The following is a 25,457-nucleotide window of genomic DNA, read 5'->3' on the forward strand; positions in this document are numbered from 1 at the left end:
GACATGGGGGCCGGTTCAGAGAACTTCAATGGCAAGGGCGTGAACCCCTTGGTCAATAAATTCTTGCAGCGCATCATACACAAGGCGGTGCTGCGCGACCCGGGCCTTGCCTGTAAACAAAGGTGACGAAATGCGGACCCGGAAATGGGTGCCGAAACCAGTGCCGTTGGCCCCCGCATGTCCCGCATGGGCGGCGCTTTCGTCGAGCACTTCCAGGGCCGTGGGCGTGAGCCGGTCCGCCAGGGCCTGGTGCATCTGCTGCGCGAGTGTGGTCATGGCAGGTCGTCCTTCAGGCTGCGGGCTCATCGCCTTCGTCGCCCTTGAGGTGGGGCGCCACATAGATGCCCTGGCCCACCAGGAAGACCAGCGGGAAGGCATACCCCCAGAGCTTGAAGTCCACCCAGGCCTCGGTGCTGAAGTTGACGACGACATACGCGTTGATGGCCGACATGAACGCGCAGTACACGATCCAGGCGACGTTCAGCCGGTGCCACACACCCTCTGGCAGGGTCAGCTGGCTGCCCAGCAGCATCTTGAGGAAGTTCTTCTTCATGATCCACACCGCCACCGCGAGCGCGACGGACATGGCGCCGTACAGCACGGTGGGCTTCCACTTGATGAAGCGGTCGTCCTGCAGCACCAGCGTGAGCGTGCCGAACAGCAGGATCAGCACCAGGGTCACCTTGTGCATGGTCTGCAGGCGCCGGTCGATGGCGTAGATCAGGGCCATCTGCGCGACGGTGGCGCCCATGAGCACCGCGGTGCCCACATAGATGCCGTACAGCTTGTAGGCCCCGAAGAACAGCAGGATGGGGAAGAAGTCGATCAGGATTTTCATGGGGTCAGGGGCGGGTCTCGGGGCTCAGTCCTTGTCGGATTCGAAATCCAGCGAGGCCGAGTTCATGCAGTAGCGCAGGCCGGTGGGGGTGGGGCCATCTTCGAAGACATGGCCCAGGTGGGCCCCGCATTGTGCACACACTGTCTCGGTGCGGACCATGCCATGGCTGCGGTCCACGATCTCGGTGATCGCCCCGGGGATGGCCTCGGAGAAACTGGGCCAGCCGCAGCCGGCATCGAACTTGGTCACCGAATCGAACAATTTCGCGCCGCAGCAGATGCAGTGGTAGCTGCCATCGGCCCAGTGGGCCTCGTATTTGCCGGTGAAGGGGCGTTCGGTGGCGGCATGGCGCGTCACCTGCAGGGCGGCGGGTTCGGCGCCCTTGCCCTGCAGGATGGCTTGCCACTCGGCTTCGGTCTTCTGGACGGGGTAGGTCATGATGAACAGCTGATCTCGATGGAAGACGCCCAGTCGGGCGGGAAGGCTGCGTAGGCGTCGTGCCCGGGGTGCTCGTCGAAGGGGTACTCCAGCAGCCGCTGAAGGGTTTGGAGTTCACTGAAGTCGCCAAGTTTCGCCGCACGGATGGCTTGCTCGCCCAGGTGGTTGCGCAAGACGAACTTGGGATTCGTTTTCAGCATTAAATCGGCTGCTGGCGCTTGCCCATCAAGCGTCAGTAGCTCTGAATAGGATAGCAACCACTGGTCCAGGGCGGCGCGGTCGGCAAACAGGTCCCGCACGGGCTCGAAATCGCGCCCGGCCACTGCATGCGACAGGCGGCGCCAGAAGATCGTGTAGTCCACACCGTTGCGGGCGAGCAGCTGCAGGATGCCGTCGATCAGTTGCCCATCGCCTTCGCTGGCGCCCGCAAGCCCCAGCTTGGCGCGCATGCGGGCCATGAATTCCTCGGGGAACACGCTCTTGTAGGACTCCAGGGCCTGCTTGGCCAGTTCCTGGTCGCCGATCAGGGGCAGCAGCGCCTGCGCCAGGCAAAACAGGTTCCAGTACGCCACGTTGGGCTGGCGGTTGTAGGCATAGCGGCCCTGGGTATCGCTGTGGTTGCACACGTGGCCGGGCACGAAGGCATCCAGAAACTGGAAAGGGCCGTAGTCGATGGTCAGGCCCAGGATGCTCATGTTGTCGGTGTTCATCACCCCGTGGCAAAACCCCACGGCCTGCCACTGCGCCATCAGCCTGGCCGTGCGCTCGCTCACGGCCTGCAGCAGCGCGGCGTAGGCATTGCCGCCGACCTCGGTGGTGCCCCGGCATTCGGGGTAGTAGCGGTCGATGACATAGTCGGCCAGGGCCCGAAGCTGTGGCTGCAGGTCGTTGGCGGCGAAGTGCTCGAAATGGCCAAAGCGCACGAAACTGGGGGCCACGCGCGTGACCACGGAGGCTGTTTCGATCTCTTCGCGGCGCACGGGCGCGGGCGAGCCGGTGATGCACAGCGCGCGCGATGTCGGAATGCCCAGGCCATGCATGGCCTCGCTGCACAGGAATTCGCGGATGCTGGAGCGCAGCACGGCCCGCCCGTCGCCCATGCGGGAGTAGGGCGTGCGCCCCGCGCCCTTGAGCTGGATTTCCAACCCGCCGGCGGTTTCCCCCAGCAGGATGGCCCGGCCGTCGCCCAGCTGGCCGGCCCAGACGCCGAACTGGTGCCCGCTGTAGACGCTTGCAAGGGGCCGCGAGCCAGCGAGCAGCACGTTGCCCGTGAAGGCCTGCAGGGCTTCGTCGCTCTCCAGCCATGCAGGGTCCAGGCCGATCAGCCGCGCCACGGCGGCGCTGGTTCCCACCCAGTGCGGCGCGGGCAGCGGGGTCGGGCGCAGTTCGGTGAAAAAGTCCGGTCCCAGGGCCGCGAAACCATGGTTCCAGGCCAGGCCGATGTCGGCGGTGGTGTCGCTGTCGGCGGGCAGGTTCATGGGGTCGATTGTCTCGCACCGGTGATGCCCCGGCCCCGGCAGGGCCATGGGTGGGGGAGGGTGGAACCCGTTGCGCCGCGCGCAGGCCGCCGCGCGGCCCGCGTGGGTTCGCCGGGTGTTCTCAGGCGCCCTGTTCGGATGCCGTGCTTTCGGGCTCCGCGTGCAGTACGTGGGCCCGGTACTGGCCGGGCGGCATGCCGAACCAGCGCTTGCACGCCCGAAACAGGTTGCTCTGGTCGGCGAACCCCAGCAGATCGGCCACCTCCGCCAGGCTGCGGCGCTCATCGCTCAGGTACTGGCCGGCCAGCTCGCGCCGCGTGTCGTCCAGCAGTTGCTGGTAGCTCACGGATTCGGCCTGCAGGCGCCGCTGCAGCGTGCGGTCGGTCAGGTGCAGGCGCGCCGCCACGTCTTCGCGGCGGGGTTCGCCCAGGTGCAGGATGCGGGCCACCTCGGTGCGCACGCGCGTGCTGGCCAGCGTCTGGCCCAGGTGGTCCAGTTCGGTCTCGACCAGTCTTTCGTGCAGGGCCCACAGGCTGGGGTTGTGGGTGGGAATGGGGGCCAGAAGGTCGGCCTCGGCCAGCAGGAAGCGGTTGGCGGGCTGGCTGAAGTGCGGCAGCAGGCCGAAGGCGGAGCGGTAGCGCGCCTCGTCCGCGGGCGGCGGGGTGATGAGTTCGACCGCCAGCGGCGTGAGCTCGCGGCGCGTCAGCCAGCCGCACAGGGTCAGCAGGGTCAGCACGGCGAACTCGACCCGCTGGCGCGGAATGGGCCGGGTGGCGCCGATGTGGCTCAGGACGAGCCAGTACCCGCGCGGCCCGCGCTCCATCTCGAAGGTGGTGGCGTCCGAGATCACCGCCATGTGCCGCTGCAGGTGCTGAAACCCAACAAGGAGATTGGGGCCCGACGCCAGCGCATAGCCCACCAGATCCACGTTGCCGTAGCGCCCGGTCAGGTTGCGGTCGAGCCCCAGCCCCGGCTTGCCATACTGCGCCGCGGCCAGCTCCCACAGGCGGCTCACTCGGTCCACGTCGACGCGGGTCTGGGGCAGGTGCAGCGCGGCCAGGTCGATGCCCGCCTCGGTGCACAGCTGCGCGGCCGGCAGGCCCTCGGCCGCGAACATGTCCGCGATGCCCCGCACCCAGGCGGCCGAACTGGTGCGTGGGGTCATGGGTGGTTTTTCCCCTCAGGGTTAACGCTAGGGTGGTGTTCTGAAGTCACTGTTTTGGCGAGGTTGCGATAGTGGGCCGAAGGCGAAGCATTCACACAATCGTCGCTGAGGACGGGCCCTGCCGCAAGTGTGACGCTTCAGAGAGGCCCGCCCCATTCCTGAAAACCCCAAAGGAGACAAAACATGCCCGATTTTCAGTGGTGTCTGCGGTGGAGTGCCGCCGTGCTGTCGGTGTTGGCGACAACGGCGTGTGGCGGTTCGGACGGCAAGCCCCCCGAGCTGCGGGAAACCCGCTACGGCATGGTGCGTGGCGTGGACGACAGCGCCGCCACCGGCACCTATGCCTGGAAGGGCATTCCCTTCGCGAGGCCGCCGGTGGGCGAGCTGCGCTGGCAGCCGCCGGTGGAGCCCGTGGCGTGGTCGGGCGAACGCAATGCCAGCCAGTTCGGCAATGCCTGCCTGCAGATGGGCCGCATCTACGGTCCCGGCGCCAACAACCGGTTCGACGACACCATCGGCCAGACGCTCAACACGCCCGTGGGGAACGAGGATTGCCTGACGCTCAACATCTGGCGCCCGGCCACGTCGCAGGACAACCTCCCCGTGCTGCTGTTCCTGCACGGCGGCAGCGCCATCTCGGGCTATACCGCCGATCCCGTGTACGACGGCGCGGCGCTGGCCCGCGCGGCCAATGCCGTGGTGGTGACCGCCAACTACCGCCTGGACGTGCTGGGGTTCATGCAGCTGCCCCAGCTGCACGGCGGCGGCCAGCCCTATACAGGCAACTACGCCCTGCTCGACAACGTGCTGGCACTGCGCTTCATCCAGAACAACATCGCCGGTTTTGGCGGCAACGCGGGCAATGTCACCCTGATGGGGCAGTCGGCGGGCGCCATCAATGCGCTGGCGCTGCTGACGGCGCCCCAGGCTGCTGGGCTGTTCCACAAGCTCCTGCCGGTGAGCGGGGGGATTTCGCTGGCGGCGAATCTGCCGCCCGGCTCCATTCCCACGCTCAATCCCGCATCCCGGTATGCCACCCAGTCCGGCATGCTGCTGGCGCATCTGGCGCTGGCCGACGGCCTGGCGCCCGCGTTGCCCGCGGCCCAGGCGCTGGTCGCGGGCTGGCCCGCCTCCCAGGTGGCCGGCTACCTGCGCGGCAAGGATGCGAGCGTGATCCTGCAGACGCTGCTCAAGAACGGGCTCACCGGGTCCGGCCCCATCCCCGACGGCGTGGTGGTGCCCGCCGATCCGATCGCCGAACTGGGGGCCGGGCGCTATCACAAGGTGCCTGTCCTGTCCGGCTACACGGCGGACGAGGGCAAGCTGTTCGCGCCGTTCCTGGCATTGCTGGGGGGCAAGCCAGGGATGAAGATTTCCGACGCGGACCGCTTCGCGATGATGCAGAAGTTCAACCCCGACGCGCCCACCACGCTCACGGCCGGCGACATCCTGGATGCCTCCTATCTGCCCGTGACGGCGCCCGGCACGGGCTACAACGCGCGCACCCGCCTGCTGGGCAGCGTGTTCATCGACCCGAGCCGCGACAACCTGCTCAACACCCTGCGCAGCCAGCAATCCGCGGTATGGAGCTACCAGTTCAACTGGGCGCAGCAGCCCGCGCCCTGGAACGACGTGTACGGCGCGGCGCATGCGTTCGACCTGCCGTTCCTGTTTGGCAACTTCGGGCCCTCGGTCTTTGCCAGGGCCACCAACAGCGCGGCCAACCAGCCAGGGCGCCTGGCGCTCTCCAAGGCCATGATGGACAGCGTGCGCGCCTTCGTCCACACGGGAGATCCGAACAACGCGACGGTGAACCAAAACTGGAAGCCGTGGCCCAGCCGGCTCCTGTTCGACGCCGACCAGAAGGCCGTGCGCCTGAGTGTGCAATAAGGTGAGGGTGCCAGTGCGATCTGCAGGGTGTCAGCGCGCCGCGGTGGCGGCGAGGTACGCGTTCAGCGCCTCGTCGTCCACGATGGCCACACGTCCGAAGTCCAGCGACACGATGCCCATGCCTTCCAGCGCGCGCAGCACCTTGTTCACCGTCTGGCGCGACAGGCCCACCAGCTGGCCCAGCTCGTCCTGCGTGAGGTTCAGCCGCCGCGTGCTGCGCCAGAACAGGCGGCTCAGGTACAGCGCGACGCGGTGCTCGGTGGACTGGGTCCGTCCGGCCTCGATGATCGTCATGGCCTGGCCCAGCCGCATGTTCAGGTGCAGCACCAGAAACTGGTTGAACGCCAGGCTGCTCTCGCGCAGCGTTGCGAACAGCGGCAGCGGCAGGCACAGCAGCGTGGTGGGGCGCAGGGCGACCACGTGGTACCGGCGGGGCTCGGGCTTCATGGCCGATCCTTCGCCGAACCATTCGCCATCGGGCACGCCGATGAAGGCCGAGGAGCGCCCCTGGCTGGCGGGGCTTTGGAGCATCACCAGGCCGGACAGCACCGCGTGCCAGCCTTGCACGGCACTGCCGGCCGGCATCATCACTGCGCCCTTGTCGCCGTGCGTGGCGAATACCTCGGCGCGCAGGCGCTCCTGCAGGGCTGCGGGCACGCTGGCAAACCAGGGCTGGGCCGCGATGAACCGTGGGGCGGAGGGGGCGGAACTGAGCATGGGCGTGATTGTCACCGCCCACGCCAGGCGTTCAGGGTATTCCCTTGGCCTTTGTCAATGGGACGACAGGTGTTGGCAGGCGCGGCCGCCGCGCGCACACTGCGGCCCTGTTGCATGTGCGCCGGCCGGCCAGTCCGCTTGCCCTGGGCGACACCGCAATGAGACACGCCGCGCTACGATGACCATTCCATTCACCACAACATCCAAGGAGCACACATGCTGGGCCTGATGCAGAGCCAACCGTTGCTGATTTCGTCGTTGATCGAGTTCGCAGAGCGCCACCATGGCGATGCCGAAATCGTGTCGCGGCGGGTCGAGGGCGACATCCACCGCTACACGTACCGCGATCTGGGCGCGCGTGCACGCCGGTTGGCCAATGCGCTGGACGAGCTCAAGCTCGCGTTCAGCGACCGCGTGGCCACCCTGGCCTGGAATGGCTACCGCCACATGGAGATGTATTTCGGCGTGAGCGGCTCCGGCAGGGTGCTGCACACCGTGAACCCGCGCCTGCACCCCGACCAGATCGCCTGGATCATGAACCATGCCGAAGACCAGGTGCTGTGCTTTGACGTGACGTTCCTGCCCCTGGTGCAGGCCGTGCATGCCCGGTGCCCCACGGTGAAGAAATGGGTGGCCCTTTGCGATGCGGACAAGCTGCCCGCGGATTCCGGCATCCCCGGCCTCACGAGCTACGAAGCCTGGATCGGCGCGCAGTCGCCGGACTACGCCTGGCCCGCGTTCGACGAGAACTCGGCATCGAGCATGTGCTACACCAGCGGCACCACGGGCAACCCCAAGGCCGCGCTCTACAGCCACCGCTCGACCACGCTGCACGCCTATGCCGCCGCGCTGCCGGACGTGATGTGCCTGTCGGCACGCGACTCGGTGCTGCCCGTGGTGCCCATGTTCCACGTCAATGCCTGGGGCATCCCGTACTCGGCGGCGCTCACGGGCTGCAAGCTGGTGTTCCCCGGCCCGGCCATGGATGGCAAGTCGATCTACGAACTCATCGAATCCGAGAAGGTCACCTACGCGGCCGGCGTGCCCACCGTGTGGCAGATGATGCTGGGCCACATGAAGCCGGCCGGCCTGAAGTTCTCCACGCTCCGGCGCACCGTCATCGGCGGCTCGGCCTGCCCGCCCGCGATGATCCATGCGTTCAAGGAAGACTTCGGCGTGGAAGTCCTGCACGCCTGGGGCATGACCGAGATGAGCCCGCTGGGCACGCTGTGCACGCTCAAGAACAAGCACCTGGCCATGTCCAAGGACGACCAGATGAAGATCCTGCAGAAGCAGGGCCGCGCGATCTACGGCGTGGACATGAAGATCGTGGGCAGCGACGGCAGCGAGCTGCCCTGGGACGGCAAGACCTACGGCGACCTGCTGGTCAAGGGGCCGTGGATCGTGGACAGCTACTTCAAGGGCGAGGGCGGCCATCCGCTCATCCAGGATGCCCAGCGCCGGGGATGGTTTCCCACCGGCGACGTGGCCACCATCGATGCCGACGGCTTCATGCAGATCACCGACCGCAGCAAGGACGTGATCAAGTCCGGCGGCGAATGGATCAGCTCCATCGACATCGAGAACATCGCCATGGCGCACCCCGCGATTGCGATGGCGGCCTGCGTGGGCATGCCGCATCCCAAGTGGGATGAGCGCCCCATCGTGGCCGTGGTCAAGCGCCCCGGCACCGAGGTCACGCGCGAGGAGCTGCTGGCCTTCTACGAAGGCAAGACCGCCAAGTGGCAGATCCCCGACGACGTGGTGTTCGTCGAGGCCATTCCACTGGGCGCCACCGGCAAGATGCTCAAGACCAAATTGCGCGAGCAATTGAAGGACTACAAGCTTCCGGGCCTTTGAAGAAAGCTTGACGGCGGTGGCCTCAATGCATCGCCGTCGTCGTGGCCGTCGAATCTGGCGCAGACCAGACCAGGCCAGGCCAGTGCACCCGTGGAACCGGCTTTGCCGGGCCACCGGGTGCGTCCCCCTCCCGCGCAGCGAGAGAGGGTGAAGGCGCGCAGCGCCACAGGGGGTGACACCGATTCCAGTCACGTGTGCGACGCTGGTAGGGGCAATCCCTGAGCATCGCTTTGTTGCAACGCGGTACGCTGCGTTGTGTTGATTTACAAGGAGACAAGACCATGAAATTTGCTATTAAGGCTGTAGCAGCCTCGGTACTGTTGGCAAGCGCTGGCGGGGCATTCGCTCAAAAGGGCGAGACGGTGAAGATCGCCTGGCTCGACCCGCTCTCCGGCCTGATGGCGGCAGTGGGAACGAACCAGCTCAAGAGCTTCCAGTTCATCGCTGAAGAGTTCAACAAGAAGAACCCGGCGGGCGTCAAATTCGAGATCATCGGCATCGACAACAAGCTCAGCCCCCAGGAGACCACGAGCGCCCTGCGTTCGGCCATGGACCAGGGCGCACGCTACGTCGTGCAGGGCAACGGCTCCGGTCCGGCCCTTGCCATCATGGACGCGCTGGAAAAGCACAACGCGCGCAATCCCGGCAAGGAAGTGCTGTTCCTGAACTACGCGGCCGTGGACCCCGACCTGACGAACAGCAAGTGCAGCTACTGGCACTTCCGTCTCGATGCAGACACCTCCATGAAGATGGAAGCGCTGACGACCTACATGAAGGACTTGCCTGAAGTCAAGAAGGTCTACCTGATCAACCAGAACTACTCGCACGGCCACCAGGTGGCGAAGTTCGCCAAGGAAATGATGCAGCGCAAGCGCCCCGACGTGCAGTTCGTCGGCGACGACCTGCACCCCCTGGCCCAGGTGCGCGACTTCTCGCCCTACATCGCCAAGATCAAGCAGTCGGGTGCCGACAGCGTGATCACCGGCAACTGGGGTTCCGATCTGGCGCTGCTGATCAAGGCGGCCAACGACGCGGGCCTGAACAACGTCAACTTCTACACCTACTACGGTTCCGTCACCGGCAGCCCCACGGCCATGGGCGCCGCCGCGGCGGGCCGCGTGTACATGGTGGCCTATGCGCACATGAACCTGCCGGGTGAGCTCAACAAGATCGTGGTGGACTACAAGAAGAAGTTCAACGACGACATGTACACCGGTGCCGTGTACCACGCGTTCACCATGCTGTCCGAAGGCTTCGCCAAGGCCAAGTCCACCGACCCGGTCAAGGTGGCCGCCGTGTTCGAAGGCATGAAGTTCAAGAGCTTCAACGGCGAGGTCGAGATGCGCAAGACCGATCACCAGCTGCAGCAGGGCCTGTTCATCTCCAAGTGGGAAAAGGCGGGCGCCAAGTTCCCGATCGACTCGGAGAACACCGGCTACACCTTCGTCCCTGTGAAGTACTACGAGCCCTATGTGGCCAGCACGCCCACGTCGTGCCAGATGAAGCGCCCGTAAATCCGGTTCCATCGCTTCGAGGCCCGACCTACTCGGGCCTTTTTTTTACCTTGCAATGAAAAATTCCAATGAATCCTGAGTTTTTCGTGATTTCCCTGCTGAACGGCGTGAGCTACGGGCTCCTGCTGTTCATGCTGAGCTCGGGCCTCACGCTGATCTTCAGCATGATGGGGGTGCTCAACTTTGCGCACACCAGCTTCTACATGCTGGGGGCTTATTTCGCGTTCACCATCTCCGGGGTGGTGGGCTTCTGGCCGGCGCTGGTGCTGGCCCCGCTCGTCGTGTTCGCGCTGGGCGCCGCCTTCGAGCGCTACTGCCTGCGCCGGGTGCACAAATTCGGGCACGTGCCCGAACTGCTGGTCACCTTCGGCCTTTCGTACCTGATTCTTGAAGTGGTGCAACTGGTGTGGGGACGCTCCACCGTGCCCTATGGCCTTCCGGAGCAACTGCAGGGACCCCTGTTCTCCCTGTATGGCACGCAGTTTCCCAAGTCGCGCTCTTTCGTGATGCTGGTGGCGTTGCTGATGCTGGTATCCGTGTGGCTGCTGCTCACGCGCACACGCATCGGCCTGGTGATCCAGGCGGCACTCAAGTACCCCGAGATGGTGGAAGCGCTGGGCCACAACGTGCCGCGCGTCTTCATGCTGGTGTTCGGCGGCGGCGCCGCGCTGGCCGGCCTGGCCGGCGTGATCGGCGGCAACACCTACGTGACCGAGCCCGCGATGGCGGCATCGGTGGGCTCCATCATCTTCGTGGTGGTGGTGGTCGGCGGCATGGGCTCGCTGGCGGGGGCCTTCCTCGCGTCGCTGCTCATCGGCCTGGTGCAGACCTTCGCCGTGGCGCTCGACTATTCGCTGATCCATGTCTTCCAGGCCGTGGGCGTGGCGGTGACCGACCAGACCTTCGGCTATCCCTTGCTCAAGCTCACGATTTCCCAGGTGGCGCCCATCCTGCCCTATCTGTTCCTCGTGCTGATCCTGATCTTCCGCCCCAAGGGCCTTCTGGGCACGCGGGAGGACTGATGCCATGAATTCCACTACGACAACCACCCCCGCTGTTTCCAGCGCCACCTCCTACTACCGGTTCAAGCCGTGGAACGTGGGCCGGTTCATGATCTGGACCCTGTTCGCGGTCATGCTCATCGTCGCGCCCATGCTGTTTCGCAGCAGCCTGGCGCTGACCATGCTCTCGCAGATCGGCTACCTGATCATCATCTGCCTGTCCTACAACATCCTGCTGGGGCAGGGGGGGATGCTGAGTTTCGGCCACGCGGTGTACACCGGGCTGGGTTCGTTCATCGCCATCCACGCGATGAACATGGCGACCAAGGGCTCGGTCAACATTCCCCTGGTGTTCATCCCGCTGGTCGGCGGCCTGGCCGGAGCGTTCTTCGCCATCCTGCTCGGTTTCGTGACGACCAAGAAGTCGGGCACCACCTTCGCCATGATCACGCTGGGCATTGGCGAACTGGTCGCCTCCATGGCGCTGATGTTCCCTGAGTTCTTTGGCGGGGAGGGCGGCATTACCACCGACCGCGTGTATGGCAAGGCCTTCTTCGGCCTGAACTTCGGCTCGGGCATGCAGGTGTACTACCTGATCGCAGCCTATTGCTTCGTCTGCACCGCCGCCATGTTCGCGTTCACCGGCACGCCGCTGGGCCGCATCCTGAACGCCGTGCGCGACAACCCCGAGCGCGTGGAGTTCATCGGCTACAACACGCAGCGCGTGCGCTACTTCGCGTTCATCATCGCGGGCTTCTTCGCGGGCATTGGCGGGGGGCTGGCCACCATCAACTTCGAGATCATCACGGGCGCCGACAGCCTGAGCGTGATCCGATCCGGCGGCTACCTGCTGTTCACGTTCCTGGGCGGTGCCACCTTCTTCTTCGGGCCCATCATCGGCGCGGTGCTGCTGGTGCTGGCGTCGGTGCTGCTGTCCGAGCTGTCCAAGGCCTGGCTGCTGTACCTGGGCCTCGTGTTCCTGTTCATGGTGATGTATGCGCCCGGCGGCATCGCCAGCCTGATCATGATGAACCTGCGGCTGGCCAAGTACGGCAAGCTGCGCCCGCTCTGGAGCTCCTACCTGGCCCTGGCCGGCACGGCGCTGGTGGGCGTGATGGGTGCGGCCTGCATGATCGAGATGACCTACCACCTGCAGCTCAACGCAGCGCTGGGGCCTGAGCTGACGTTCCTGGGCGCGACACTCAATGCCAAGGGCTTCACGAGCTGGTTCGGCGCCATTTTCGTGATGGTCACGGGCTTTGGACTCTTTGAACTCTGCCGTCGCCAGTTCGTGCGCCAGTGGAGCACGATCCAGGAAGAGATCGAACATGAAATCAAGCGTGGGGAGGCGCTGTAAACATGGCGGCTGACAACGCAACCAATACCTATGCGCTCGAACTGCGCGACCTGCGCAAGAGCTTTGGCAAGACGGAAATCATCCGTGGCGCGAACCTGGCGGTCGCTCCGGGCGAACGCGTGGCCATCATCGGCCCCAACGGCGCGGGCAAGTCCACGCTGTTCAACCTCATCAGCGGGCGCTTCGCACCCACCAGTGGGGACGTGATCCTCAACGGCCAGCGCATCAACGGCCTGGCACCGTACGAGATCAACCGCAAGGGGCTGTCGCGCAGCTTCCAGATCACGAACATCTTTCCCAAGCTCTCGGTGTTCGAGAACCTGCGCTGCGGCGTGCTGTGGAGCATGGGCTACCGCTACACCTTCCTGCGTTTCCTGTCGAACCTGCACGACGCCAACGAGCGCGCCAAGCAGCTCATGGAGATGATCAAGCTCGACAAGAAACGCGACACGCTGGCCATGAACCTCACGTATGCCGAGCAGCGCGCTCTCGAGATCGGCATCACCATCGCGGGCGGCGCCAACGTGATCCTGCTGGACGAACCCACGGCCGGCATGAGCAAGAGCGAGACCACGCGCTTCATCCACCTGATCAAGGAGGTGACCGAGGGCCGCACCCTGCTCACGGTGGAGCACGACATGGGCGTGGTGTTCGGCCTGGCCGACAAGATCGCCGTGGTGGTGTATGGCGAGGTGATCGCTTTCGATACACCCGAGAAGGTGCGCGCCAATGCGCGCGTGCAGGAGGCCTACCTGGGATCGGCCGTGGCCGACGAGCAGGGCGCGGGACACTGACTTATGCTGAAAATAGACAATCTCCACGCCTACTACGGCAAGAGCCATGTGCTGCATGGCGTGAGCTTCGACGTGCAGCCCGGCGAGATCGTGGCGCTGCTCGGGCGCAACGGCTCGGGCCGCTCCACCACCGCCAAGGCCATCATGGGACTGGTGGACTGGGAGGGCACGCTGCAGTTCAAGGGCCAGGACCTCAATGGCAAGAAGGCCTATGAGATCGCCCACCTGGGCCTGGGCTACGTGCCCGAGAGCCGGGACGTGTTCCCCAACCTCACCGTGCACCAGAACCTGCTGCTCGGCCAGAAGGGCAACGGCAAGGGCAGCCGCTGGTCGTTCGACGACATGTACGAGATGTTCCCGCGCCTCAAGGAGCGCCAGCACACCGAGGCGGGGGTGATGTCCGGCGGCGAGCAGCAGATGCTCACGCTGTGCCGCACGCTCATGGGCGACCCGGACCTGATCATCATCGACGAGCCGACCGAGGGCCTGGCGCCCAAGATCGTCGAACTGGTGGGCCAGTACCTGCAGACCATCAAGGCGCGCGGCATCTCGGTGCTGCTGATCGAGCAGAAGCTGACCATCGCCATGAAGATCTCGGACCGCGCGCTGGTGATGGGGCATGGCTCCATCGTCTTCCAGGGCACGCCGGACAGCCTGCGGGCCGACAACTACATCCGCAAGGAATGGCTGGAGGTATGAAGGCCCTCCTGAGTCGCTTCGCGCCATCCCCCCACGGGGGGGACGCTCCCAGCGCGGCGGGGCGGCCCTTGCGCGGGAGCGCTGGCCTTGGCCGCGTCCGATTCAAAGGCCATGAGCCCTGCTACAGCCTGTGATTGGCCGAGAGAGGCGCCTGGACTGACCTGGCGCCTCTTTTTTTGCCCGAAGAGACGGGTTGGCGGCCAGGAGCCATGTCCCCACCGGGACAAATTGACACGCCAGCGCCGCGCGAAGTCTCTACAATAAAAACGCACGATCGTTCTTTTTCACTCTCCAAGGAACAACAGCACCATGACCGCTGAATACAAAGTCCACGGCTCCGTTGCCGTGATCACCATGGCCAATCCCCCCGTCAACGGACTCGGTCTGGCGACCCGCCAGGGCATCGTGGACGGCCTCGGCCGTGCCAATGCCGATGCAGCGGTCACTTCCATCGTCATCACCGGCGCTGGCGGGGCCTTCTCCGGAGGGGCCGACATCAAGGAGTTCGGCACCGACAAGTCCCTGCAGGAGCCCAACCTGCTGTCGGTGATCGCCGCCATCGAGAACTCGGCCAAGCCCGTCGTCGCCGCCATGCACACGGTCGCCATGGGCGGTGGCCTGGAGCTGGCTCTGGGTTGCCACTACCGCATTGCCGCGCCTGGCTGCGCCATCGCGCTGCCGGAAGTCAAGCTGGGCCTGATCCCCGGCGCGGGTGGCACGCAGCGCCTGCCGCGCGTGATCGGCGTGGAGGCGGCGCTCAACATGATCGTGAGCGGCGAGCCCGTCAAGAGCGAAATGATTGGTGGCGTGCCAGGCCAGAAGCTGTTCGACAAGATGGCCGCGTCCGCCGAGTCCCTGGCGCAGGAAGCCCTGGCCTTCGCCCAGAGCGTGGCTGACGCCCGTCCGCTGCCCCTGGTGCGCAATTTCCCCTGCAAGCATCCCGAAGGCGACGCGTACTTCCAGTTCGCGCGCAACATGGTCAAGGGCATGGCCAAGAACTTCCCGGCGCCCGCCAAGTGCGTGGACGCGGTCGAAGCCGCCACGAAGAAGAAGTTTGCCGAAGGCATGTTGGTCGAGCGCGAGATCTTCATCAACCTGATGTGGACGGCCGAGTCGCGCGCGCTGCGCCACCTGTTCATGGCCGAGCGTGCGGCCAGCAAGATTCCCGACGTGCCGTCCGACACCCCCAAGCGCGACATCAAGCTGGTGGGCGTGATCGGCGCGGGCACCATGGGTGGCGGCATCTCCATGAATTTCCTGAATGCGGGCATCCCCGTCAAGATCCTGGAGATGAAGCAGGAAGCCCTGGACCGTGGCGTGGCCACGATCAAGAAGAACTACGAAGCCCAGGTCAAGAAGGGCAAGCTCAAGCAGGACAAGTACGAGCAGCGCATGGCCCTGCTGAGCACCACGCTGAGCTACGACGACTTGAAGGACTGCGACCTCATCATCGAGGCCGTGTTCGAGGAGATGGGCGTGAAGGAAGCCGTCTTCAAGCAGCTCGACGCCGTGGCCAAGCCCGGTGCCATCCTGGCCTCCAACACCTCCACGCTTGACGTGGACAAGATCGCCGCCTTCACCCAGCGCCCGCAGGACGTGGTGGGCATGCACTTCTTCAGCCCCGCCAACGTGATGAAGCTGCTGGAAGTGGTGCGCGGCAAGCAAACCGCCAAGGACGTGCTGGCCACCGTGATGGCCATCGGCAAGAAGATCAAGAAGACCTCGGTGGTCTCGGGCGTGTGCGACGGCTTCATCGGCAACCGCATGATCGAGCAGTACAGCCGCCAGGCCGGCTTCCTGCTGGACGAAGGCTGCACTCCGCAGCAGGTGGACAAGGCGGTCGAGAAGTTCGGCTTTGCCATGGGTCCGTTCCGCATGGGCGACCTGGCCGGCAACGACATCGGCTGGGCCATCCGCAAGCGCCGCGCCGTGGAGCGCGCCGACATGAAGTACAGCCGCACGGCTGACAAACTCTGCGAGCTGGGCCGCTTTGGCCAGAAGACAGGCGCGGGCTGGTACGACTACCAGGCCGGCAAGCGCGATGCGATCCCGAGCGACCTGGTCAACAAGATGATCGAAGACCACCGCAAGGAACTGGGCATCACGCCGCGCAAGATTTCGGACGAAGAGATCGTGCAGCGCCTGGTGTTCGCCCTGGTCAACGAAGGCGCGCACATCCTGGAAGACGGCATCGCCAGCAAGTCGGGCGACATCGACATGGTGTACCTCACGGGCTACGGCTTCCCCATCCACCGTGGCGGCCCCATGCACTACGCCAGCGAAGTGGGCCTGTTCAACGTGGTGCAGGCCATGGACCGCTTTGCCAAGAACCCCAACGACGATGCGGCGTTCTGGAAGCCCGCCCCGCTGCTGGCCAAACTCGCCGCAGAAGGCAAGGCGTTCAACTGACATCGATGCGAAGCCGCACCGCGTGCGCAGGCCGCAGGCCGCCACGGGTGCGTTCCACCCCCTGAAAGGATTTCCCCATGACCTCCGCAGTGATTGTTTCCACCGCCCGCACCCCGCTCGCCAAGAGCTGGAAGGGTTCCTTCAACATGACCCACGGCGCCACGCTGGGCGGCCATGCCGTGCAGCACGCCGTGGCGCGCGCCGGCATCGACGGCGCCGATGTCGATGACGTCATCATGGGCTGCGCCACGCCCGAAGGCGCCACCGGCAGCAACATCGCCCGCCAGATCGCGCTCAAGGCCGGCCTGCCCATCACGAGCTCGGGCGTGACGGTGAACCGTTTCTGCTCCTCCGGGCTGCAGACCATCGCCCTGGCCGCCCAGCGCATCATCGCGGGCGAAGCCGACGTGTTCGTGGCCGGCGGCGTGGAGAGCATCTCCTGCGTGCAGCAGGAGATGAACCTGCACATGATCCAGGACCTGGCCCTGGCCAAGCAGAAGCCCGAGATCTACTGGAGCATGCTGCAGACCGCCGAGCAGGTGGCCAAGCGCTACAACATCGGCCGTGAAGCCATGGACGAATACGGTGCCGCCAGCCAGCAAAAGGCCTGCGCGGCGCAGGCCGCCGGCCTCTTCGACGCCGAGATCGCCCCCATCACCGTCACTGCCGGCGTGGCCGACAAGACACTGGGCCTGATCACCAGGCAGGTCACGGTGAGCAAGGACGAAGGCACGCGTGAAGGCACCACTGTCGAGGCGATCCAGGGCCTGCGCTCGGCGCTGCCCGGCGGCCTGATCTCGGCCGGCAATGCCAGCCAGTTTTCCGACGGCGCGGGCGCCTGCGTGGTGACCAGCGAGGAGTACGCCAGCAAGAAGGGCCTGAAACCCCTGGGCCGCTTCCTGGGCTTCGCGGTGGCGGGCTGCGAACCCGACGAGATGGGCATCGGCCCGGTCTTCGCCGTGCCCAAGGTGCTCAAGAAGCTGGGTCTCACGGTCAACGACATCGACCTGTGGGAGCTCAACGAAGCCTTCGCGGTGCAGGTGATCTATTGCCGCGACAAGCTGGGCATTCCGGCGGACCGCCTGAACGTGAACGGGGGGGCCATTGCCGTGGGCCATCCCTACGGCGTGTCGGGCCAGCGCCTCACGGGCCATGCGCTCATCGAAGGCAAGCGCCGCGCCGCCAAGCGCGTGTGCGTGACGATGTGCATTGGCGGCGGCATGGGTGCCGCTGGCGTGTTCGAGGTGTTCTGAGGCATGGCCTCGGACCGCTCCACCGACATGCGGTCCGGGATGGCCTCGCCCGAGGCCTTCCTGGCGCTGGGCCGGCAGGTGCTGGCCAACCAGCCCTTCAGCGTGCTGCTGGGGGCGGAGCTGGCGGCGCTGGCGCCGGGCCGGTGCGAGCTGTCCCTGGCGCTCACGCCGCAACTGCTCCAGCAGCATGGTTTTGCGCACGGCGGGGTGGTGAGCTATCTCGCGGACAACGCGCTCACCTATGCCGGCGGAACGGCCATGCAGGTGCCGGTGGTCACGTCCGAGTTCAAGATCAACTACCTGCGGCCCGCGGTGGGCGAACGCCTGCTGGCCCGTGCAGAGGCGGTGCACCATGGCAAGAGCCAGGCTGTATGCCGCTGCGAGGTGTTTGCGGTCCGGGGCGGGCAGGAAAAGCTCTGCGCCGTGGCGCAGGGCACGATTGCGGCATTGCCCGCTGCGGCGGGGCAGGGCGTGCCGGGCGAAGGGGCCGCGGCGGGCGGAGACTGACGGGATGAAGGGGCGGACTACAAATTGTTTCTTTGTCGGGGCGTGACGTGGAGGTCCGGTGCCGGCCGCACGGGCAGAATCCCCGCGGCCACCGGTGCGCTGGTGGCCCTGGCCTCCGTCCTCCACCCCAACCCGGTACCTTCCATGCGTTGCCTGCTTTCTTCCGCCCCCCTTCTTGTCGCCCTGTCGGCCCTGGCCGTGGCATGTGGCGCCCACGCCGAGAGCTTCAAGCTCCAGCTGCCGCTGGAGTCCGATCCTGACGTGGTGCTGCAGGACATCGTGCTCGACGCGCGGCAGACGCGTGTGACGCTGCTGGTGAAAAACACCACCGACGAGGCGTTTGAGGCCTGCGCGCAGCCCACCGGCTCGGCCGATGCGTTCACGCTCAAGGACCTGGGCAGCGGCGCCGTGCTGCAGCAGCAGGCGATCAGCGGCCTGACGTTCTGCAATGTGAAGATGGATGTGGTGAAGCCCGGCCGCACCAAGATCCTCAAGATCACCTTCCCGCCGCTCCCCGCGGGTGCATCGCGCCTGCAGCTGGGCGAGGCCAGTTGCCAGCCCAGGCCCGATTCGGACATGGACTACTGGTGTTTCAAGAATATTGTGCTGCCCGCACGCTGAGCCCCTGAACGCAGGGGCTGGACCGGGCATTGCACGCAGTGACAAGGAGACCTTATGACCCTGCGTTCCACCCTCGACTTCCTGCTGTACGACTGGCTTGATGCCAAGGCCCTGACGGCCCGCACGCGTTTTTCCGACCATTCGCGCGACACCTTCGACGCGGTGCTCGACACCTGCGAGCGCATCGCGCGCGAGAAGTACGCGCCCTTCAACCGCACGGTGGACATCGAGGAGCCTCATTTCGACGGCGAAAAGGTCACGCTGCCCCAGTGCACGCACGATGCGCAGAAGGCCTACGCGGCCTCGGGCATGCTCAGTGCCGCGCAGGACTACGACATTGGCGGCATGCAGCTGCCCTACACGGTGGAGGCCGCGGCCAACAGCTTCTTCGCCGTGGCGTCGATCAGCATGGGCTCGGGCCTGCTCACGGTGGGCAATGCCAACCTGTTGATGGTGCATGGCACCGAGGCGCAGAAAACCGTGTTCGCGCTCAACGAATTCTCGGGCCGCTTCTCGGGCACCATGTGCCTGTCGGAGCCGCAGGCGGGTTCGTCGCTCAGCGACGTGGCCACGCGCGCCGTGCCCGATGGCGAGGGCTTCGAGAGCGACCCGCTGGGCCCGCGCTACCGCTTGAAGGGCAACAAGATGTGGATCTCGGCCGGCGAGCACGAGCTCACCGAGAACATCATCCATCTGGTGCTGGCCAAGATCCCCGGGCCCGACGGCAAGCTCGTGCCCGGCACCAAGGGCATTTCGCTCTTCATCGTGCCCAAGAAACTGGTGGACACCGACGGCAAGCTCACCGGCGTGCGCAACGACGTGGCGCTGGCGGGCCTGAACCACAAGCTCGGCTGGCGCGGCACGACCAACACGCTGCTCAACTTCGGCGAGGGCAAGTACCCGGTCGATGGCGAGGTCGGCGCCGTGGGCTACCTGGTAGGCCAGCCCGGCAAGGGCCTGCACTGCATGTTCCACATGATGAACGAGGCGCGCATCGGCATCGGCATGGCCGCGACCATGCTGGGCCTGGCGGGCTACTACGCGAGCCTCGACTACGCGAAGAACCGCCCCCAGGGCCGTCCGGTGCAGGGACCCAAGGATGGCGCCGCTGCCGTGGTGAAGGACGTGGCCCAGCCGCAGGTGCGCATCATCGAGCACGCCGACGTCAAGCGCATGCTGCTGGCGCAAAAGTCCTACGGCGAGGGCGCACTGGCGCTCAACCTGTTCTGCGCGCGCCTGGTGGACGAGCAGGCCACGGGCGATTCGGCCGCCGCCGACGAGGCGCGCCTGCTGCTGGAGGTGCTGACTCCCATCGCCAAGAGCTGGCCCAGCGAGTGGTGCCTGGAGGCCAACAGTCTGGCCATCCAGATCCACGGCGGCTACGGCTATACGCGCGATTTCCCGGTGGAGCAGTACTGGCGCGACAACCGCCTGAACATGATCCACGAGGGCACGCACGGCATCCAGGCCATGGACCTGCTGGGCCGCAAGGTGCTGATGGAGGGCGGGCGTGGCCTGCAACTGCTGGCCGGGCGCATCAATGCCACCATCGAACGCGCGATCCAGGTGCCCGCGCTGGCGGCGCATGCCAACGCGCTGGGCGCGGCGCTGCAGCAGGTGGGCGCCGCCACCAAGGCCGCATGGGCCACGGGCCAGCCCGCCGACGCGCTGGCCAATGCCGTGCCCTACATGCAGGCCTTTGGCCACATGGTGCTGGCCTGGGTGTGGCTGGACGTGGCGCTGGTCACGCTGGCCGCCGATGCACAGCTGGCCCGGCCGGCCAGCGTGGGCCGCATGGGCGCTATGCGCTTTTTCTTCCACTACGAGCTGCCCAAGATCGGTGCCTGGCTGCAGGTGGTGAGCGCGCGCGATGCGACCTGCGCCGCCTTTCCCGAAGAGGCGTTCTGATGGTGGCACCCCGAACGCTGCAACGCCTGCACAAGCTCATCTGGACGCTCATCTACGGCGGCCTGCTCACGCTGGTGCTGGGCATCGCCACGGGGCGCACCGATGGTGCGCTGGGCTGGAGCCTGGTGGTGGGCGGCGCCCTGGTGGCCGTGGTGGGCGTGGCGCTGATCGCGGTGCGCGCGCGCCTGAAGGCGGGCTGACCCCGCCGGCCGACGCGGGGGCGACACAATGGCCCCGCGTCGCGCCGCACAATCATTGACTGATTTCCCCTGCCGGAACAGCGCGGCGCGTGGCGCCCCCGTTCCGGGCAGACGACCCATCCAGAGCAACCCAAGGAGACAACCCATGACCCGCACCATCCAACAATTGTTTGACCTGACTGGCAAGACCGCGCTCGTCACCGGCGGCTCGCGCGGCCTGGGCCTGCAGCTGGCCCACGCGCTGGGCGAGGCCGGCGCCAAGATCGTGCTGAGTTCGCGCAAGGCGTCCGACCTGGAAGAAGCCGCCGCCGACCTGCAGGCCGCCGGCATCGACGCCCGCTGGATCGCCGCCGACTGCGCCAACGAGGCGGACATCCGCCGCCTGGCCGATGAGACGCTGGAGCGCCTGGGCCACGTGGACATCCTCGTGAACAACGCGGGCGCCGCCTGGGGCGCACCGGCCGAGGACCATCCCGTGGAGGCCTGGGACAAGGTGATGAACCTCAACGTGCGCGGCTACTTCATCCTCTCCCAGCACATCGCCAAGCACAGCATGATCGGCCGCCGCGGCGGCAGCATCATCAATGTGGCATCCATCGCCGGCCTGGGCGGCAACCCCAAGGGCATGAATACCATTGCCTATAACACCTCCAAGGGCGCGGTGATCAACTTCACCCGTGCGCTGGCGGCAGAATGGGGCGCCTACAACATCCGCGTCAATGCCATCTGCCCAGGCTTCTTCCCGAGCAAGATGACGGTGGGTACCCTGAAGGCCATGGGCGAGGAAGCACTGGCGGCGCATGCTCCCCTGGGCCGCCTGGGCGACGATGAGGATTTGAAGGGCCTGTGTGCGCTGTATGCGTCCGATGCCGGCAAGCACATCACGGGCCAGTGGCTTGCGGTCGATGGCGGCGTGAGCATCGTCACGGGCGGCTAGTTGGAGTACAACCCCCCGAGGCGCTTCGCGCCTTCCCCCCCTCTCTCGGCTTCGCCGGGAAGGGGAACACCGCCAGCGCGGCGGGGCGGCCCTTGCGCGGCGGTCGCTGGCTGGGGCCGCGCCAGTTTTTGAGTTTGTGTACTGAGGAAATGCCGTGAAAAGTTTTGGTGTCGAAATTCCCTTTGTCAGCCACCTTGGCTTCACCCTGCACCGCATGGAAAAGGGCGAATCCGAACTGCGCTACGAAGCCAGGCCCGAGCACCTGAACTCCTTCGACGTGACCCACGGCGGCGCGTCGATGACGCTGCTGGACGTGACCATGGCCACGGCCGCGCGCAGCGAGACGCCCGACATGGGCGTGGTCACCATCGAGATGAAGACCAGCTTCATGCAGCCCGCCCGCGGCCCGCTGGTGGCCAAGGGGCGGCTCATCCACCGCACCGCCACCATGGCGTTCACCGAAGGCACGGTGTACGACGCGCAAGGCAAGGTGTGCAGCCACGCCACCGGCACCTTCAAGTACGTGAAGCGCCTGCCGGTGGACAGCCGCACCGCGAATGGCCTCAAGGTGATTTCCACCGACTGAGTCCGCTCAGAATTTGAGTAAAAATGGCCACTGGCGCTTGATGGATAAGCGCTAGAAGCTATCAAAATAGTAGCAAATGTTCAAGGAGCTTCCCATGCCACGCAACCAACAGATCGTTCTCGACAACCGCCCCCAGGGCGAGGCCGTGGCCAGCAACTTCAAGCTGGTGGCGGTGGACACGCCTGCGCTGCAGGACGGCCAGGTGCTGGTGCGCCACCACTACCTGAGCCTGGACCCCTACATGCGCGGCCGCATGAACGAGAGCAAGAGCTATGCGGCGTCCCAGGGCCTGGGCGAGGTCATGATCGGCGGCACCGTGGGCGAGGTGGCCGAGAGCCGCCACCCCAAGTACGCCGTGGGCGACAAGGTGGTGGGCATGGGCGGCTGGCAGGAGTACAGCGTGGTGGACGGCAATGCCGTGGGCGCGCTGCGCAAGGTGGACACCACCCATGTGCCGCTGTCGCACTACCTGGGCGCCGTGGGCATGCCCGGCGTGACGGCGTGGTACGGCCTGGTGAAGATCATCGCCCCCAAGGAAGGCGACACCGTGGTGGTGAGCGCCGCCACCGGCGCCGTGGGCAGCGCCTTCGCCGCGCTGGCCAAGGCGCGCGGCTGCCGCGCGGTGGGCATTGCCGGCGGTGCCGACAAGTGCCGCTATGCGGTCGAGGAACTGGGCTTCGACGCCTGCATCGACTACAAGGAACACAGCGATGTGAAGGCCCTGTCCAAGGCCTTGAAGGAAGCCTGCCCGAACGGCATCGACGGCTACTTCGAGAACGTGGGTGGCTGGATCATGGATGCCGTGATGCTGCGCATGAACGCCTTCAGCCGCGTGGCGCTGTGCGGCATGATCGCCGGCTATGACGGCCAGCCCCTGCCCATGGCCAACCCCGCGCTGATGCTGATCAACCGCATGAAGATCGAGGGCTTCATCGTGAGTGAACACATGGAAGTGTGGCCCGAGGCGCTCAAGGAGCTGGGCACCCTGGTGGGCACCGGCAAGCTGCGCCCGCGCGAGACGGTGGCGCAGGGCATTGCCGCCGCGCCCGAGGCCTTCCTGGGCCTGCTCAAGGGCAAGAACTTCGGCAAGCAACTGGTGAAGCTGATCTGATGACGCTCCGTTGGGTCTGGGCCCGCTTCGATGACCTGGGCGTGCACGCGCTGCATGACGCCCTGGCCCTGCGCTGCAGGGTCTTCATCCTGGAGCAGGGCCCGTACCAGGACCCGGACGGCGCGGACAAGCAATCGTGGCACCTGCTGGGCTATGGCGAGGCGGGTGCGCTGCAGGCCTGCCTGCGCGTGGTGGACCCGGGCGTGAACTACCCCGAGCCGTCCATCGGCCGCGTGGTCACGGCCCGGGAGGCGCGCGGCAACGGCACGGGCCGGGCGCTGATGCTGGAAGGCATCGCCCGTTGCAGCGGTGCGTGGCCCGGCCAGTCCATCCGCATCAGTGCGCAGGCCCACCTGCAGCGCTTTTACGGCAGCCTGGGCTTCGCGGCCGTGTCGGACGAATACCTCGAAGACGATATCCCCCATATCGAAATGTTGTGGAGCCCATCATGACCACTGCCGCTGCCCGCCCCGCCAGCACCCATGAGGTGTTCAACCAGAGCACCCCCTGGGCCGACGTCAATCTGTTCACCACCAACCGTCCCTTGCAGGATGCGCTGCGCCTGCACAGCCCGGCGCTGCCGCTGGAAGGCCTGACCGCGCTGGGCGCCGAGATGGGCTCCGCCGAGATGCAGGCCCATGCCCGCCTGGCCAACACCTGCCAGCCCCAGCTGCGCACGCACGACCGTTTCGGCCACCGCACCGATGTGGTGGAGTTCCACCCCAGCTACCACGCGCTCATCGGCGCGGCGCTGCGCCACGGGCTGCACGCCACGCCCTGGTCGCGCAAGGATGCGGCGGGCGCGCCGGTGCCGCATGCCCACATCGAGCGCGCGGCGGGCTTCATGCTGTTCACCGAGGCCGAGCCCTCGGTGCTGTGCCCGGTCTCCATGAGCTACGCCGTCACGCCCGCGCTGCGCGGCAACCCCGCCGTGTGGGCCGACTGGAGCGCGGGCCTGGCCAGCACGCGGTACGACCCGCGCCTGGCCCTGTTCTCGCAAAAAACCGCGCTCACCATGGGCATGGGCATGACCGAGAAGCAGGGCGGCTCGGACGTGCGCGCCAACACCACGCAGGCGGTGCCTGATGGCGAGGACGCCTGGGGCCCGCGCTACCGCATCACCGGGCACAAATGGTTCTTCTCGGCGCCCATGTGTGATGCCTTCCTGATCCTGGCGCAGGCGCCCGGCGGGCTCACCTGCTTCTTCCTGCCGCGCGTGCTGCCCGGTGAAGGGGAGGGGTCCGTCAACACCATCCGCATCCAGCGCCTGAAGGACAAGCTGGGCAACCACGCCAACGCGAGTTCCGAGGTCGAGTTCATCGATGCGCTGGCCTGGCGCGTGGGCGAGGAGGGGCGTGGCGTGGCCCAGATCCTGGAGATGGGCACCATGACGCGCCTGGACTGCGCCCTGGGCACCAGCGGCCTCATGCGCCAGGCGCTGAGCATCGCGCTGCACCACACGCGCCAGCGCTCGGCCTTTGGCAAGAAGCTCATCGACCAGCCGCTCATGCGCAATGTGCTGGCCGATCTTGCTCTTGAAAGTGAAGCGGCTACCGCACTATCCATAAGGCTTGCCAGCGCTTTTGATCAAAAAGACAGCAGTGGGCACGAGGCCGTGATGGCCCGCCTGCTCACGCCCGTGGCCAAGTTCTGGGTGTGCAAGCGCGGCAGCGCGTTCGCCCAGGAGGCCATGGAGTGCCTGGGCGGCAACGGCTATGTGGAGGAGGGCGGCGAAGGCACCATGGCCCGCATCTACCGCGAGATGCCGCTCAACTCCATCTGGGAAGGCGCGGGCAACATCATGGCGCTCGATCTGCTGCGCGCCGTGCGCCGCGCCGACACGGCGGCGGCCCTGGCGGACGAGCTGGCCCCGGCGCGCGGCGCCCACCCGGCACTCGACCGCATGGCCAGCGCGCTGCCGCTGCGCGTGGACGCGATGACCACCGAGGCCGAGGCCCGGCGCCTGGCGCAGGACGTGGCCTTGGCCGTGCAGGCGGCGCTGCTGTACAGGAGCGCGCCGGCCAGCGTGTTCGGCGCCTTCTGCGATGCGCGCCTGGGCGGCGACTGGGGCTACAGTTTCGGCACGCTGGGCGCGGGCGTGGATTTCGACGCCCTGCTGGACCGCGCGCTGCCTGCATGAGCGGCACCCCCACCACCACAGCCTTGCCGGAGAG

24 protein-coding genes are annotated in these 25,457 nt (G+C 66.4%); 18 read left to right on the forward strand and 6 right to left on the reverse strand.

What is annotated here, in order from left to right:
* Nucleotides 1–15: 15 nt before the first annotated feature.
* From AC1RVY_RS01175 to AC1RVY_RS01195, 5 genes are all read right to left on the reverse strand, one after another.
* Nucleotides 16–276 carry a BolA family protein gene (locus AC1RVY_RS01175; protein ID WP_218294754.1) on the reverse strand — a complete coding sequence of 87 codons (261 nt, stop codon included), beginning with the start codon at nt 274–276 and terminating at the stop codon, nt 16–18.
* A 13-nt stretch (nt 277–289) separates the two neighbouring features.
* On the reverse strand, nt 290–838 hold the full coding sequence (locus AC1RVY_RS01180) for a septation protein A (protein ID WP_218294755.1): 549 nt from the start codon (nt 836–838) through the stop codon (nt 290–292).
* Between the two features lie 24 nt (nt 839–862).
* The gene (gene msrB, locus AC1RVY_RS01185) at nt 863–1,276 is read right to left on the reverse strand and encodes a peptide-methionine (R)-S-oxide reductase MsrB (protein WP_492804946.1); all 414 of its coding nucleotides are present in this window, start codon (nt 1,274–1,276) and stop codon (nt 863–865) included.
* Nucleotides 1,273–2,754, reverse strand: a complete 1,482-nt coding sequence (locus AC1RVY_RS01190; RefSeq protein WP_492804948.1) for a protein adenylyltransferase SelO — start codon at nt 2,752–2,754, stop codon at nt 1,273–1,275. Before AC1RVY_RS01190 ends, msrB begins: the two co-directional genes overlap by 4 nt.
* 121 nt (nt 2,755–2,875) lie before the next feature.
* Nucleotides 2,876–3,919 carry an AraC family transcriptional regulator gene (locus AC1RVY_RS01195; protein WP_218341100.1) on the reverse strand — a complete coding sequence of 348 codons (1,044 nt, stop codon included), beginning with the start codon at nt 3,917–3,919 and terminating at the stop codon, nt 2,876–2,878.
* A 183-nt stretch (nt 3,920–4,102) separates the two neighbouring features.
* Here AC1RVY_RS01195 and AC1RVY_RS01200 point away from each other — a divergent pair, with 183 nt between their 5' ends.
* Nucleotides 4,103–5,809 carry a carboxylesterase/lipase family protein gene (locus tag AC1RVY_RS01200; protein WP_492804950.1) on the forward strand — a complete coding sequence of 569 codons (1,707 nt, stop codon included), beginning with the start codon at nt 4,103–4,105 and terminating at the stop codon, nt 5,807–5,809.
* A gap of 30 nt (nt 5,810–5,839) precedes the next feature.
* Here AC1RVY_RS01200 and AC1RVY_RS01205 read toward each other — a convergent pair whose 3' ends face one another.
* On the reverse strand, nt 5,840–6,526 hold the full coding sequence (locus AC1RVY_RS01205) for a Crp/Fnr family transcriptional regulator (protein ID WP_218341101.1): 687 nt from the start codon (nt 6,524–6,526) through the stop codon (nt 5,840–5,842).
* A gap of 216 nt (nt 6,527–6,742) precedes the next feature.
* On the opposite strand from AC1RVY_RS01205, the gene AC1RVY_RS01210 reads away from it, so the two are divergent.
* The 17 genes from AC1RVY_RS01210 (at nt 6,743) to AC1RVY_RS01290 (ending at nt 25,423) form a co-directional block, all read left to right on the forward strand.
* Nucleotides 6,743–8,386, forward strand: coding sequence for a 3-(methylthio)propionyl-CoA ligase (locus tag AC1RVY_RS01210; RefSeq protein ID WP_218341102.1), 1,644 nt, complete (start codon nt 6,743–6,745; stop codon nt 8,384–8,386).
* A gap of 281 nt (nt 8,387–8,667) precedes the next feature.
* A complete protein-coding gene (locus AC1RVY_RS01215) occupies nt 8,668–9,900 on the forward strand; it encodes a branched-chain amino acid ABC transporter substrate-binding protein (RefSeq protein WP_218294762.1) in 1,233 nt (410 codons plus the stop codon).
* A gap of 68 nt (nt 9,901–9,968) precedes the next feature.
* Nucleotides 9,969–10,922, forward strand: a complete 954-nt coding sequence (locus tag AC1RVY_RS01220) for a branched-chain amino acid ABC transporter permease (protein ID WP_218294763.1) — start codon at nt 9,969–9,971, stop codon at nt 10,920–10,922.
* Between the two features lie 4 nt (nt 10,923–10,926).
* Nucleotides 10,927–12,258, forward strand: a complete 1,332-nt coding sequence (locus tag AC1RVY_RS01225) for a branched-chain amino acid ABC transporter permease (RefSeq protein WP_218294764.1) — start codon at nt 10,927–10,929, stop codon at nt 12,256–12,258.
* A 2-nt stretch (nt 12,259–12,260) separates the two neighbouring features.
* Entirely contained in the window at nt 12,261–13,052 is a 792-nt protein-coding gene (locus AC1RVY_RS01230) for an ABC transporter ATP-binding protein (RefSeq protein WP_218294765.1), read from the forward strand.
* Nucleotides 13,053–13,055: 3 nt separating this feature from the next.
* Nucleotides 13,056–13,751 (forward strand): ABC transporter ATP-binding protein, encoded by a 696-nt coding sequence (locus AC1RVY_RS01235; protein WP_218294766.1) that lies wholly within the window; start codon nt 13,056–13,058, stop codon nt 13,749–13,751.
* A gap of 309 nt (nt 13,752–14,060) precedes the next feature.
* Nucleotides 14,061–16,160, forward strand: coding sequence for a 3-hydroxyacyl-CoA dehydrogenase NAD-binding domain-containing protein (locus tag AC1RVY_RS01240; protein WP_492804954.1), 2,100 nt, complete (start codon nt 14,061–14,063; stop codon nt 16,158–16,160).
* A gap of 77 nt (nt 16,161–16,237) precedes the next feature.
* Complete coding sequence (locus tag AC1RVY_RS01245; protein ID WP_218294768.1) at nt 16,238–17,413, forward strand: acetyl-CoA C-acyltransferase; 1,176 nt, start codon at nt 16,238–16,240, stop codon at nt 17,411–17,413.
* Nucleotides 17,414–17,416: 3 nt separating this feature from the next.
* Nucleotides 17,417–17,920: a PaaI family thioesterase gene (locus AC1RVY_RS01250; RefSeq protein WP_492804956.1), complete on the forward strand. Its 504-nt coding sequence runs from the start codon at nt 17,417–17,419 to the stop codon at nt 17,918–17,920.
* 144 nt (nt 17,921–18,064) lie between these two features.
* Nucleotides 18,065–18,541 carry a hypothetical protein gene (locus AC1RVY_RS01255; RefSeq protein ID WP_492804957.1) on the forward strand — a complete coding sequence of 159 codons (477 nt, stop codon included), beginning with the start codon at nt 18,065–18,067 and terminating at the stop codon, nt 18,539–18,541.
* A 54-nt stretch (nt 18,542–18,595) separates the two neighbouring features.
* On the forward strand, nt 18,596–20,449 hold the full coding sequence (locus AC1RVY_RS01260; protein ID WP_492804959.1) for an acyl-CoA dehydrogenase: 1,854 nt from the start codon (nt 18,596–18,598) through the stop codon (nt 20,447–20,449).
* Nucleotides 20,449–20,649: a hypothetical protein gene (locus AC1RVY_RS01265; RefSeq protein ID WP_218294771.1), complete on the forward strand. Its 201-nt coding sequence runs from the start codon at nt 20,449–20,451 to the stop codon at nt 20,647–20,649. Before AC1RVY_RS01260 ends, AC1RVY_RS01265 begins: the two co-directional genes overlap by 1 nt.
* Before the next feature lie 145 nt (nt 20,650–20,794).
* Nucleotides 20,795–21,586: an SDR family oxidoreductase gene (locus AC1RVY_RS01270; protein WP_218294772.1), complete on the forward strand. Its 792-nt coding sequence runs from the start codon at nt 20,795–20,797 to the stop codon at nt 21,584–21,586.
* A 154-nt stretch (nt 21,587–21,740) separates the two neighbouring features.
* Entirely contained in the window at nt 21,741–22,172 is a 432-nt protein-coding gene (locus AC1RVY_RS01275) for a PaaI family thioesterase (protein WP_218294773.1), read from the forward strand.
* A gap of 94 nt (nt 22,173–22,266) precedes the next feature.
* Nucleotides 22,267–23,283, forward strand: a complete 1,017-nt coding sequence (locus AC1RVY_RS01280) for an NADP-dependent oxidoreductase (RefSeq protein WP_218294774.1) — start codon at nt 22,267–22,269, stop codon at nt 23,281–23,283.
* Nucleotides 23,283–23,735, forward strand: coding sequence for a GNAT family N-acetyltransferase (locus AC1RVY_RS01285; protein ID WP_218341107.1), 453 nt, complete (start codon nt 23,283–23,285; stop codon nt 23,733–23,735). The genes AC1RVY_RS01280 and AC1RVY_RS01285 overlap by 1 nt, the downstream gene beginning before the upstream one ends.
* On the forward strand, nt 23,732–25,423 hold the full coding sequence (locus tag AC1RVY_RS01290; protein ID WP_492804962.1) for an isovaleryl-CoA dehydrogenase: 1,692 nt from the start codon (nt 23,732–23,734) through the stop codon (nt 25,421–25,423). The genes AC1RVY_RS01285 and AC1RVY_RS01290 overlap by 4 nt, the downstream gene beginning before the upstream one ends.
* The last annotated feature ends 34 nt before the right edge of the window (nt 25,424–25,457 follow it).

This window comes from Acidovorax sp. GW821-FHT11A03, from assembly GCF_058809075.1.

What these genes read in the sequence shown, in the direction of transcription:
- AC1RVY_RS01225 (WP_218294764.1), top strand. Translation starts at nt 10,927, where the DNA reads ATGAATTCCACTACGACAACCACCCCCGCTGTTTCCAGCGCCACCTCC.
- AC1RVY_RS01255 (WP_492804957.1), top strand. Translation starts at nt 18,065, where the DNA reads ATGCGTTGCCTGCTTTCTTCCGCCCCCCTTCTTGTCGCCCTGTCGGCC.
- AC1RVY_RS01220 (WP_218294763.1), top strand. Translation starts at nt 9,969, where the DNA reads ATGAATCCTGAGTTTTTCGTGATTTCCCTGCTGAACGGCGTGAGCTAC.
- AC1RVY_RS01195 (WP_218341100.1), bottom strand. Translation starts at nt 3,919, where the DNA reads ATGACCCCACGCACCAGTTCGGCCGCCTGGGTGCGGGGCATCGCGGAC.
- AC1RVY_RS01260 (WP_492804959.1), top strand. Translation starts at nt 18,596, where the DNA reads ATGACCCTGCGTTCCACCCTCGACTTCCTGCTGTACGACTGGCTTGAT.
- AC1RVY_RS01250 (WP_492804956.1), top strand. Translation starts at nt 17,417, where the DNA reads ATGGCCTCGGACCGCTCCACCGACATGCGGTCCGGGATGGCCTCGCCC.
- AC1RVY_RS01270 (WP_218294772.1), top strand. Translation starts at nt 20,795, where the DNA reads ATGACCCGCACCATCCAACAATTGTTTGACCTGACTGGCAAGACCGCG.
- AC1RVY_RS01280 (WP_218294774.1), top strand. Translation starts at nt 22,267, where the DNA reads ATGCCACGCAACCAACAGATCGTTCTCGACAACCGCCCCCAGGGCGAG.
- AC1RVY_RS01290 (WP_492804962.1), top strand. Translation starts at nt 23,732, where the DNA reads ATGACCACTGCCGCTGCCCGCCCCGCCAGCACCCATGAGGTGTTCAAC.
- AC1RVY_RS01200 (WP_492804950.1), top strand. Translation starts at nt 4,103, where the DNA reads ATGCCCGATTTTCAGTGGTGTCTGCGGTGGAGTGCCGCCGTGCTGTCG.
- AC1RVY_RS01265 (WP_218294771.1), top strand. Translation starts at nt 20,449, where the DNA reads ATGGTGGCACCCCGAACGCTGCAACGCCTGCACAAGCTCATCTGGACG.
- AC1RVY_RS01235 (WP_218294766.1), top strand. Translation starts at nt 13,056, where the DNA reads ATGCTGAAAATAGACAATCTCCACGCCTACTACGGCAAGAGCCATGTG.
- AC1RVY_RS01230 (WP_218294765.1), top strand. Translation starts at nt 12,261, where the DNA reads ATGGCGGCTGACAACGCAACCAATACCTATGCGCTCGAACTGCGCGAC.
- AC1RVY_RS01210 (WP_218341102.1), top strand. Translation starts at nt 6,743, where the DNA reads ATGCTGGGCCTGATGCAGAGCCAACCGTTGCTGATTTCGTCGTTGATC.
- AC1RVY_RS01180 (WP_218294755.1), bottom strand. Translation starts at nt 838, where the DNA reads ATGAAAATCCTGATCGACTTCTTCCCCATCCTGCTGTTCTTCGGGGCC.
- AC1RVY_RS01215 (WP_218294762.1), top strand. Translation starts at nt 8,668, where the DNA reads ATGAAATTTGCTATTAAGGCTGTAGCAGCCTCGGTACTGTTGGCAAGC.
- AC1RVY_RS01285 (WP_218341107.1), top strand. Translation starts at nt 23,283, where the DNA reads ATGACGCTCCGTTGGGTCTGGGCCCGCTTCGATGACCTGGGCGTGCAC.
- msrB (WP_492804946.1), bottom strand. Translation starts at nt 1,276, where the DNA reads ATGACCTACCCCGTCCAGAAGACCGAAGCCGAGTGGCAAGCCATCCTG.
- AC1RVY_RS01190 (WP_492804948.1), bottom strand. Translation starts at nt 2,754, where the DNA reads ATGAACCTGCCCGCCGACAGCGACACCACCGCCGACATCGGCCTGGCC.
- AC1RVY_RS01240 (WP_492804954.1), top strand. Translation starts at nt 14,061, where the DNA reads ATGACCGCTGAATACAAAGTCCACGGCTCCGTTGCCGTGATCACCATG.
- AC1RVY_RS01245 (WP_218294768.1), top strand. Translation starts at nt 16,238, where the DNA reads ATGACCTCCGCAGTGATTGTTTCCACCGCCCGCACCCCGCTCGCCAAG.
- AC1RVY_RS01175 (WP_218294754.1), bottom strand. Translation starts at nt 276, where the DNA reads ATGACCACACTCGCGCAGCAGATGCACCAGGCCCTGGCGGACCGGCTC.
- AC1RVY_RS01205 (WP_218341101.1), bottom strand. Translation starts at nt 6,526, where the DNA reads ATGCTCAGTTCCGCCCCCTCCGCCCCACGGTTCATCGCGGCCCAGCCC.